The sequence below is a fragment of the Streptomyces sp. NWU339 genome, assembly GCF_003143855.1.
In the GTDB taxonomy this organism is placed as follows: Bacteria; Actinomycetota; Actinomycetes; order Streptomycetales; family Streptomycetaceae; genus Streptomyces.
This window is the reverse complement of sequence record NZ_QFRK01000043.1, coordinates 31,123-41,538: the sequence shown is the minus strand read 5'-3', so window position 1 is coordinate 41,538 and position 10,416 is coordinate 31,123. Positions and strand designations below refer to the sequence as shown.

The following is a 10,416-nucleotide window of genomic DNA, read 5'->3' as shown; positions in this document are numbered from 1 at the left end:
AGCCATTTCCCGGGCGGAGAGCACCTGAAATTACCCACGAGTGCACCGGGAACAGTGATGGCGTAACTCTGGAACGGGACATCAAAGGGACGTCGGCCGGCGGGCCCGCGGGAGCCCGGGGCGGCTCAGCGGGCGGCGGCCTTGCGATAGGCGCCGACGGCTGCGGGGACGACCACTGCGAGCAGCAGTCCGATGAGCACGAGGGAGAGCGGGATGGGGTACTGGACGGGGAGCGCGCTCTTGCCGGTGCCGGTCGAGGTGTTGCCGAACAGCTCACGGCAGGCGGCCACCACGGCGCTCACGGGGTTCCACTCGCACAGCAAGCGCAGCCAGTCCGGCAGGCCGTTCAGGGGGATGAACGCGTTCGAGAGGAAGGTGAGCGGCATGACCAGCATGAACGCGATGGAGTTGACCGCCTCGGCACTGCGCGCCAGCAGGCCGATGAGCGCGCCGAGCCAGGACATGGCATAGCCGAGCAGCAGCAGAATCCCGAATGCGGCGACGGCCTTCGGCAGGCCGTTGTGCACCCGCCAGCCGATGAGGTACCCGACGACGGCCATCGTGACGCAGGCGATGACCGCGAGCGTCAGATCGGACAGGGTGCGTGAGATCAGTACGGCCGACCGGGACATGGGGAGGGAGCGGAAGCGGTCGACCACACCGTTGCCGAGATCTCCGGCGACCCCGAGCGCGGTGTTGCCCACGTTGGTGAGCATCATCTGGGTGAAGATGCCGGCCATCAGATACGAGCGGTAGTCGCTGCCCGGCACGGAGATCGCGCTGCCGAACAGGACACCGAAGACGGCCACGTACGCGACGGGCATCAGCGTCACGCTGAGGAGCTTCTCCGGGATGCGGGCCAGGTGTTTCATGTGCCGGCCGAACAGTGCGGAGACATCGCTGACGAGTTCCATGGCGCCCTCGCCCTACCCTTCCTTGCTGGTGGTACCGCCGGTGAGGGCGAGGAACACATCGTCGAGCGAGGGCCGCCGTACGGCGAATCCGGCGGGGCGCACCTGGGCGGCGTCCAGGGCGGACGCTGCCTCGGCCACCGTTTTGAGCTGGTCCCGCAGGGCTACGGAGACCACGCGTCCGTTCTGTTCGACGACCGGCTCCGTGGCGGTGACATCCCGCAGTGCGGTGACGGTGGCGGGGGTCGCGGCGGCGTCCTGCACCGTCACTTCGAGTCGTTCGCCGCCGACCTTGGCCTTGAGCTCGTCGGAGGTGCCGTCGGCGATCACCCGGCCGCCGTCGATCACGGCGACCCGGTCGGCGAGCTGGTCGGCTTCCTCGAGGTACTGGGTGGTCAGCAGGACCGTGACACCGCCGGCGAGCTGCTCGCGGATCATGTCCCACAGGACGAGTCTGCTGGTCGGGTCGAGGCCGGTGGTCGGCTCGTCGAGGAAGAGGACCTTGGGGTCGGCAATGAGGCTGGCGGCCAGGTCGAGCCGCCTTCGGGTACCGCCGGAGTACGTCTTGACCTGCCGCTCGGCGACACGACCCAGGTCGAGCCGGTCGATCAGGGCATCGGCGCGGTCCTTCGCAATGCGGCGGCCCAGACGGAAGAGCACCCCGATGAGCCGGAGGTTCTCCCGGCCTGTGAGCCTTTCGTCGAGTGCCGCGTACTGGCCGCTGAGGCCGATCCGGCGGCGTACCTCGCGCGGCTGGGTGCGCACGTCGTATCCGGCGACGCGCGCACGGCCCTCGTCGGCTTCCAGAAGTGTGGCCAGCACCCGCACCATGGTTGTCTTGCCTGCCCCGTTGGGACCGAGGATGCCGAGGAGCGTTCCGGTGGGGACAGAAAGATCCACACCGCGCAGCGCCTCGTGATCCCCGTATCTCTTTCGAATCCCTTCGGCTTCTATGCCGATTTCCACGAATTCACACCTCAACGCACTTGGCATTGCATTCTGCACCCCACGAAATATGGGCACGCAGTACTGTAATCAACGACATGCAACCGCATTGGCAAAGAAGTTCGCGCCCCTCGTCATCTACCGCAAAATGCCGGTAAGAATTTCCCTCTCGAGTGGCAGCGTCACTACATCAACAGCCCCACGCCCCTGTCAAGCGATCACCCGGAAACCAAATCAAAACCCGCCGATAATTTAACCTCCGGCAACAGAGGGGTCGAAGGCCGGCCACCAGAACCTCATCCGCTTTCACCCCCTTTCATCCACACCGTTCCCCCCCTCGAGCGGCAAATTCTACCCATTGATACATGTGCTCGACATCTATCGTTTCGATTACACATCAAATTCATACACCAAGGGAACATCGAGTAAACCATCGAAACCCTTGCAGGTGCAGCTCCGGCTCCGCACGTCCCTGACATCCGCTCACATACCTTGGGAGGGCACCTATTTGTGGCACGAAGGCGGTTAACCGGCAATTTACCCAGGTCGACTGACGGTGTGTTCTGTTGAGCACGCCCGCGCCTTTCCCCGCTCACACCAGTCGGCGCGAGCCCACCCTTTGGAGCGGCCTTCCACGCTGATGGCATTCGTGGATCGGGGCTGGAACTATCCGCCATCCGCCGGGCGTTCGACAAGACCGCGGGCGCGACGACCGCTCCGGGCGTGAGCCCGTTCCCTCGCTGGCTCCTGGCAGGAGCCGGACCAGCGTGACTCACCAGGTCAACTCCTGCTCCAGCCATCCAGCCACGATCGGATCCTGTAAGGCTCGGAAAGTCATCGCCGCAGGCAGGGGCGGCGATGCGGCGTCGGCCGGCACCCTCTGTGCGTGATCGTTTCGCTGGTGCACCAGGTGACCCGGAAGCCGCCGTCCGTCCCGGCGGTGCGGCCGCGCCGCGCCACCGCCAAGGACGCGAGCCGCTCGCGCCGCGGCACGAGAACGCGGTGCCGCGCCGGCAGGTGCAGGGCCCGGTCCGCTCCGCGCCCGCGGACCGGTTCCGGTGCGCGGCGCTGGCCGCGCCGCTGCCCCGGCGGCTTGGACGCCCGGTCTTCCCGGTCACCCCCGGCACCCTCCCGGCCCGGCACCGCCGGTGCAGCGCCGCCCAGGTGGGATCACAGCAGGCGGCGCTCGCGCACCGGACGGCCACCGACCCGGGAGGCGAGCAGGACCCTCGTCCCGCCTCCGGCGCGGGAGAACCCCCGGCGGGGGCCACCGGAGGATCCAGGGCGGGCCGGCCCGGCCCCCCTCGCCGCCTGGACGGTCCGGGAAATCCTCCACGCCGCGGGCCTCGGTCCGGCCCCGCGCCGCTTTGGCCCCACCCGGCGCGAGGTCCTCCCCGCCCGGGCCGAAGGGAACACCGCCCGCGCCGTCCCGCCCAGCGACACCGCGCCGGGCGGCAGGCTCTACGCGCCGGCGTTGCTCAAGCACGGCATCCGCCGGGTGCCTAGCACCGGCGTTGCCGCCCGCCCGGCCCGGGCCGTCCACCCGGCCCGCATCCTCGCCGCCGGCCCGGGCACGCGCTGGGAGTCACCGCGCTTCCTGCCGCGCGACCACGATGACACCTACGGCGAGGCCTTCGGCGCGGTCTTCGCAGCCGACGAGATGGAGATCTTCCAGAGCGCGCCGCGAGCGCCGCGGAGGACCGCCCACGGCGGGAGGAGGATCGGCAGCATCCGGCGTGAGCTCCTCGAGCACGTCCTCCTCAGGGGCGAGGCCCACGCCCGACAGGTCCGGGCCGCCTACCGGCGGCACCACACCGCGCGCCGGCCCCCTCGGCCCCGCCGTCGGCCGCCACCCGGCCCGGTCCGACAGCCCGCCACCGTGCACGCCCCCGGTACACGCAGATCCCTGCGCCCCCGCGTCCTCGGCGTCGTCAACGAGTACCGCTCCGCGGCCTGAGCCGCAGCGGTGGCTTTCCGAGTCCCACAGGGTCTGCGGGCTTTGTTCAGCGCGTGCCGGTCGTGGCAGTGCTGTAGGCGTACAGGGCGACGACGCCGACCACACAGGCGAGGACCATCCAGGAGGCGAGGCTCATCCGTCTCTCTTTCCGCCCGGGCCGTTGCGGCTTCCCGGACCGCTGGGTTTGGCCGGGAGCCTGTGCCGTTCGGAAACTCATCGCTGCTGCTCGGAGTGGGTCTGGCGCGCCACTATGAGCTCCTGAAACCCTGTCCGGATGCTCGTCTCACTGGTGTATCACGTGGCGCGGAAGCTGCTGTCGGTCCCGGCGGTGCTGCTACGCCGACGCGCGGCAAAGGATGCCGAGTTGCTGGTGCTGCGGCATGAGAACGCGGTGCTGCGCAGGCAGCTCAAGGGACCGGTGCGGTATGCGCCGGCGGACCGGCTGTGGTTCGCGGCGTTGTCTGCGCTGATCCCGCGGCGTCGGTGGGCGCGCGTTTTCCCGGTGACGCCTGCAACTGTGCCGGCGTGGCACCGCAGACTTATCGTGCGCAAGTGGGACTACAGCAAGCGCCGGAGCAGGCCGGGCAGGCCGCCGACCGCGAGCCCGGTGAAGGCGTTGGTGCTGCGGCCGGCCCGGGAGAATCCGCGGTGGGGCTGCCGTCGGATCCAAGGTGAACTCGTTCGTCTGGGGCATTCGATCGGCGCCACGACGGTCTGGGAGATCCTGACGGCGGCCGGAATCGATCCCGCCCCGCGCCGCGGCGGGCCGACCTGGCGCGAGTGCCTGACCGCGCAGGCCGAGGGCATCATCGCCTGCGACTTCGTGCACATCGATCTCGTCGATCTGCGCCGGGTGTACGCATTGGTCTTCCTCGAGCACGGCACGCGCCGCCTGCACATCGCCGGCGTGACCGCCCATCCCACCGGGCCCTGGACGGTACAGCAGGCAAGAAACCTGGCCATCGAGTCGGGTGTGCGGGCCGACTCGCTGCGTTTCCTGCTCCGCGACCGGGACGCGAAGTACACGGAGTCCTTCGATGCAGTCTTCGCGGCCGACGACATCGAGATCGTGAGGACCGCGCCGCGAGCTCCTCGGATGAACGCGCACTGCGAACGGGTCATCGGCACCCTGCGGCGCGAGGTCCTCGACCACCTGCTGATATGCAGCGAGGCCCACGCCCGACAGGCCCTGGACGCCTACGCCCGGCACTACAACCGTCATCGCCCGCACCAGGCCCGGGGACAGCTTCCACCCCTCGGCCACAAGCACCCAGCGCCCCCGACCGACCTGGCCGCGCGCCGACTCCTCCGCACCCGAGTACTCGGCGGCGTCATCAACGAGTACGGATACGCAGCCTGACCAGCAGCGACGCGTTTCCGAACGGCACACCGGCAAGCCAACCCGAAGATCATCGCATCGGCAGGCCCGCAGCCAACCTGACAATGCCGCCCGCGTCGCTCCACCCCGCGCGGCGAGCAGCCCCCTGGTCGTCAAGCTGAGCGGCCGGGCCGGGCCGCGCCGCTTTTGGGGCCTTGGTATCGGGCATGGCTGGTGTGCCAGATGAAGGAGCGGGCGATGTCCTCCAGGGCGCGGGCGTGGGCTGTGAGCGTGCTCGGGGGATCGCAGGCGAGGCTTGTGATCCATTGCCGGGCGACGGCTGCTTCGTTTTCGCACATGCCGCTGGCGCGTGCAAACGCCTCCTTGAGGTTTCCGCCGTGCCGCGCCCGCAACAGCGTGGGCAGACTCAACGGCTGCACCGGCCCTCGTGCCACCTCACGCTCGTAGGAGGCCAAGTCGTTGATCCAGCCCGCGAGATTGGCCACAGCGGTCTCCAGATGCCGCACCGGTGCCAGCGCCCGCTGCGCGTCCGCCAGTTCGTAGTCCAGGACAATCTCCGCCGCAGCAATGATCGTCCTGACGAACACGGTGTGCGGACGCATCTCCAGATAGGTCGCGAGCGCAACCCTCTCCGGCTCCGCCACATGGTGTGCCTCCCAGACCAGAGCCATGATGGTGTCGCGCAGGCTTGCGGCAAGTCGGAGGTACGCGGCCGGGCCGGTCCGGGTCCGGAAACGGGCAAGCAGGTCGTACAGGGCGGCGGGGAACGGGTTCATGAGGGGGGGCGGGCCGCCGGCCAGGACAAGCATCAGCTCAGCGGTGCGGTCGACAAGAGCAACCGGGTCGCCGGCGGCGTTTCCCTCGCCGTGCACGTCGTCGAACGCGGTGAGCCACAGCAGGAGTTTTGCGAACAGAACCAGATCGTCCGCGTCGGCGGTCGGGAAGGTACGCGATGCTCCGTGACTGGTGATGTTCACCAGAACACCCCTGGCCTTGGCGGAGGGGAGCAGCGGGTACTCCTCCAGCCAGCCGAGGAGTTGGCGCTCCGTGTGATCCCCGTGCGGACTGGCGGGGAACGGACCGGGGAACGTGGTGGTGAAGTCTGGTTGAGGCAGAATCGTCGCCGCATCGCCGGTGCCGGTCATACGGCCTCCCGGTGGCGGCGCGCGGGTGTCCGCGCCTCGGCGGTCATGCGCAACGTGGACGGGTGCAGGGTGATCGCTCCGACCGACCGGACGGCAGGTCCTGGGACGGGCCGCAGCCGCCAGCGGGACGCGATCAGGGCCGTGATCAGGGTCGCTTCGGCCAGGGCGAACTCGTTGCCCATGCATTGCCGCTTTCCGGCCCCGAACGGAATGAACGCCCCCTTCGGGGGCTGCGGACGCTCTGGCAGCCAGCGGTCGGGGTCAAAGCGGAGTGGGTCAGGGTACAGGCCGGGATCACGGTGGAGCGTGTAGGGGCTCCACACGATGTCCTCCCCGGCCGGCAGATCCACGGCTCCGAGCCGCACGGGCTCGGTGGTCTGACGGGTCACCAGCCATGCCGGGCTGTACAGGCGCAGACTCTCGTTGACCAGTCTGCGGGTGAACGTGAGCCGCGTCAGAGTCTTCGTGGTCAGGGGCTCGTCCGTGAGGACCGTGTCGGCCTCGCTGTGCAGCTGCCGTTCCAGGTCCGGGTTGCGGCCCAGCTCGTAAAACAGCCAGGTCAAGGTGACCGCAGTGGTTTCGGAACCCGCCGCGAGCAGGCCCGTGACCTCGGACAGGATGTCCTCGTCGGCCAGCGGCGTACCGTCCGGCTCCTGGGCGGACAGGAGTAGGGAGACGATGTCGTCGTGGGCATCCGGCCGCGCCAGGTGGTCGGCGATGACCTCACCCACAGCAGCACGCATTACTTGGCCGGCCCGCCGCGTCCGCCGGTTTCCCCGGGTCGGCAGCCGTTCAAGGAGGGGAAGTGGCAGCAGGGCCCGGCGGAGCGCCGCGGCGAACAGGGTGTCGACGCTCTTGAGGATCGCGTGCCCGGTGTCGCGGTCGGGAGTGGTGGAGAACAGGGCCGCCATGACGACGTTCTGCGTCATCAGCTGCATTTCGGTCTTCAGATCCAGTGGCCCCATGCTCTGCCATGCCGCGATCATCGGATCGACTGTGGTGTGCATGGTCTGGACGTACTGGTCGACCTGTTGGTGGTGGAACGCGGGCTGCATCAGGCGGCGGCGCCTCAGGTGCCGGCTGCCCTCCGCGACCGGCAGAGCATCCTTGCCGAAGAGCTTCAGCTTCTCGAACAGGAGCCCTTTGCTGAAGTGCCCCGATTTGCTGGTGAGCATCTCCTGCAAGAGCTCGGGAGAGTTGATGACGGTCACGGTCTTCGGGCCGATCGAGATACGCACGATCGGCCCGTGCTCGCGCAGGCGCTGCAGAAAGGCCAGGCGGTCCCTTGCCAGAGGCACCGCGTGTCCGATGAGCGGCACACGGCCTGGAGCGTACGGCGGACGGTGCGGGTCGGCGTTCACGGTTGGTGCCTCCGTCTGTGATCCGGGCTGAAGGGGTGGCGGGACGGTTCAGGGTCGGCGTGTCTGCAGCAGCTCGAGCGCGGCGGTCACCTCGGCCTGGGCCATGGCCTGGGGGGCGTAGAGGGTCTTGTCGTGCCAGAGGGCGGGGTGGTGGTCGCCGGGGGAGTGGACGGCTTCGCGCAGGATGTCCTCGGCGAGTTTCAGGGCCTGGGTGGCCTCTGGCCTGCCCGCGTGATCCGGAGAGTTGAGGAGGATGTTCACGGCATAGGCGGTCTCCTCGGCGGTGCCACCCCACACCCCCCAGGATCCGTCGTCGCTCTGGGCGGCCAGTACCCGGTCGGCGGCCGAGCGGATGGCGTCGCGAGTGGTCGGGCCGGTATGCCCGGAGAGAGCGGTGACGCACCGTTCGGTGGCGTAATAGGGGGACGCGTGCCACTTGTCGCACCAGGTGCCGTCGGGCTGTTGCTGGGCGAGGAGCCAGTCGCGGGTCAGGTCCATACGGGACTGGAGAGCGTCCCCTGTCGTGGGCCGGTGGCTCAGCCAGGCGGTGAGCGCCTGGAGGGCGTGGGCGTTGGCCGTGCTGGAGCCGGTGTCCTCGCCGACATAGCAGTCGTAGTGGTCGTCGGCCTCGAAGGCGGACAGCGGGGAGGGGTCGCGGGGCGAGCCGGCGAGGGCGGACGCCAGCACCGCCATGGCGGTGTCGTCGACGTCGGGCAGCAGGCCGGGGGCGCCGCGTACGCCGACGGTGTCGTAGAGCTCCGCGGCCCAGGCGCGGACGGGTGGCACACAGGCGGCGGGCAGGCCGGGACGGGCCAGGGCGACGGCGACCCAGAGCCGCTCGAAGGTGGAGATCGGCGCGGCCTCCGGGAAAAGACCGTCGTAACGCTCCGCCACGGCGGTCAGCGCGGTGACCGCCTGTTCCCGGCCCGCGTCGGGTCCGGTGGCCAGCCAGGCGGCGGTGGCGGCGGGAGAACTGCCCAGCAGCCCGCCCGGGACGCCGGGCACCATCTGCGGCAGGCGGCGCGCGACCCCTTCGAAGGTGTGGTGCAGCTTGAGCGGCACACCGCCGGCCGCCCGGCACCGCTCGGCCACGCGGTCGGGCAGCGCCGCCTGAAATCCGCGCGGCTGGACCAGGCGCTGCCCGCGGGCCCACGGGCCGAGCCGGGGCAGGGCCGCGACCTTTGGCTGGTCCAAGTGGTCGTTGATCAGGATGACCAGGTCGGGGGCGAGGATCTCGATGGCCGCCGTGTCCGGCCACCCACCGGTCCTGGACAGGTCCCGCAGCGCGGCGAGCCCGTGGTCCACAGCCGCGGCGAGCCGCTCGCGCGAGACGCCTGCGGCCGTGTCCTGGCGCAGCGTGGACAGGAGGGCTTCCGTGACGCTGAGCGTCGGCAGCAGCCGGTACGGCGCGGGGCCCTCTCCCCAACTGCCGGCGGCCAACTGCTGCTCCAGCAGCCACGCCAGACGGCGCTCGTGTCCCTCCAGCCATGGTGCCCAGGAGGTTACCCGGGCCGTCTCGTACACGGAGGGAGGCACGTTGCCCCAGGGATCGTTGTCGACCGACGTCACCAACTTTTGGGCGCGCTCCGGGTAGCTGTTCGTGTGCCGTGCCCGTATCGGGGTCGCCTGGTGGGATATGGAGCTCATGACTGCCTTTCCGTGGCCATCCATACGATCTGCCTCAGCGTCTTGGCGACGTCCCGGGGCAGGTCTGCTTCTTCCAGCGTGGCGAGAGCGGTGTCGCGCCTAGCGGTGATCATCTTTTCGACCCGCTGCCGGGCACCGGTGGTCTCCATGACGGTGCGGACCCGGTCGATGTCCTCGCTCCCCAGTTCCGGGCTGCCGACCAGGGTGCTGAGCAGCTTCAGGTCGGCCCCGGAGGCGTCCTGGACCGCGAGAGCCAGGAGCACGGTGGCTTTGCCCGCACGGATGTCGTCTCCGACAGGCTTGCCGGTCTGTACCGGATCGCCGAAGACGTTGAGCAGGTCATCGCGCAGCTGAAACGCTTCTCCCAGCGGGATGGCGAAATCGGTGCAGGTCTGCAGCAGCCGCGGATCGCCGCCGGCCAGGCAAACGCCGAGGTGCAGGGGCCGTTCCACGGTGTATTTCCCTGTCTTGTACCGGGTGACCCGCAGCGCGGCCTCGACGTTCCCGGACATCCGGTCGGTCGACAGCAGATCCAGGTACTGCCCGTAGACCAGCTCGGCGCGCATGCTGTCCACCAGCGGCAGGACCCGGGCCTGCGCTCGGGCTCCGAGCCCTGCGCCCGCCAGCATTTCGTCCGACCACACGAGCAAGAGGTCACCGAGGAGGATGGCGGCACCCCGGCCGTGCGCCTCCGCCTTGCTGAGCCGCCCGCCGCCGCTGAGGTACTCGGCGGCCAGCGCGCGGTGGGCCGAGGGCCGTCCGCGGCGGGTATCGCTGTCGTCCATGACGTCGTCGTGGATCAGGGCGAACGTCTGGAACAGCTCCAGGGCGGCGGCGACGCGAAGGACCGGGTGGGAGTCTCCCGGTGCGCCTGCGGCCTGCCATCCCGCCACGCACAGCAAGGGGCGCAGTCGCTTGCCGTTGGAGAAGAGAAGCCGGCGGACGGTGGTGAACAGCGGTGCCATTTCCGGGCCGAGCGCTGCCCGTTCCTGCATGTCGACGAAGTCTTCGAGTACCGCGTCTACATCGTCACGAACGGATATGAGGGGCGGAATATCGGTGTCCCATGCGGTACCGGCCATCGACGCACGTACCTTCCTTGAAGGGAGAA

General features: G+C 69.5%; 8 protein-coding genes. 2 read left to right on the top strand and 6 right to left on the bottom strand.

The window, feature by feature from the left end:
- Positions 1-125 precede the first annotated feature (125 nt).
- On the bottom strand, positions 126-914 hold the full coding sequence (locus tag DIZ27_RS33980; RefSeq protein ID WP_109382257.1) for an ABC transporter permease: 789 nt from the start codon (positions 912-914) through the stop codon (positions 126-128).
- Positions 915-926: 12 nt separating this feature from the next.
- Positions 927-1,904: an ATP-binding cassette domain-containing protein gene (locus tag DIZ27_RS33975; protein WP_109382256.1), complete on the bottom strand. Its 978-nt coding sequence runs from the start codon at positions 1,902-1,904 to the stop codon at positions 927-929.
- Positions 1,905-3,330: 1,426 nt separating this feature from the next.
- Here DIZ27_RS33975 and DIZ27_RS47700 point away from each other — a divergent pair.
- Entirely contained in the window at positions 3,331-3,813 is a 483-nt protein-coding gene (locus DIZ27_RS47700) for an integrase (protein WP_258308666.1), read from the top strand.
- 274 nt (positions 3,814-4,087) lie between these two features.
- A complete protein-coding gene (locus DIZ27_RS33965; RefSeq protein ID WP_109382255.1) occupies positions 4,088-5,173 on the top strand; it encodes an integrase core domain-containing protein in 1,086 nt (361 codons plus the stop codon).
- A 131-nt stretch (positions 5,174-5,304) separates the two neighbouring features.
- On the opposite strand, the gene DIZ27_RS33960 is transcribed toward DIZ27_RS33965, so the two are convergent.
- The 4 genes from DIZ27_RS33960 to DIZ27_RS33945 all read right to left on the bottom strand — a co-directional run bounded on the left by DIZ27_RS33960 (position 5,305) and on the right by DIZ27_RS33945 (position 10,387).
- Positions 5,305-6,297, bottom strand: coding sequence for a hypothetical protein (locus DIZ27_RS33960; protein ID WP_109382254.1), 993 nt, complete (start codon positions 6,295-6,297; stop codon positions 5,305-5,307).
- Complete coding sequence (locus tag DIZ27_RS33955) at positions 6,294-7,616, bottom strand: cytochrome P450 (protein ID WP_375232035.1); 1,323 nt, start codon at positions 7,614-7,616, stop codon at positions 6,294-6,296. Before DIZ27_RS33955 ends, DIZ27_RS33960 begins: the two co-directional genes overlap by 4 nt.
- A 90-nt stretch (positions 7,617-7,706) precedes the next feature.
- A complete protein-coding gene (locus tag DIZ27_RS33950) occupies positions 7,707-9,305 on the bottom strand; it encodes a prenyltransferase/squalene oxidase repeat-containing protein (RefSeq protein WP_181383821.1) in 1,599 nt (532 codons plus the stop codon).
- Complete coding sequence (locus DIZ27_RS33945) at positions 9,302-10,387, bottom strand: polyprenyl synthetase family protein (protein ID WP_109382251.1); 1,086 nt, start codon at positions 10,385-10,387, stop codon at positions 9,302-9,304. The genes DIZ27_RS33950 and DIZ27_RS33945 overlap by 4 nt, the downstream gene beginning before the upstream one ends.
- Positions 10,388-10,416 lie beyond the last annotated feature (29 nt).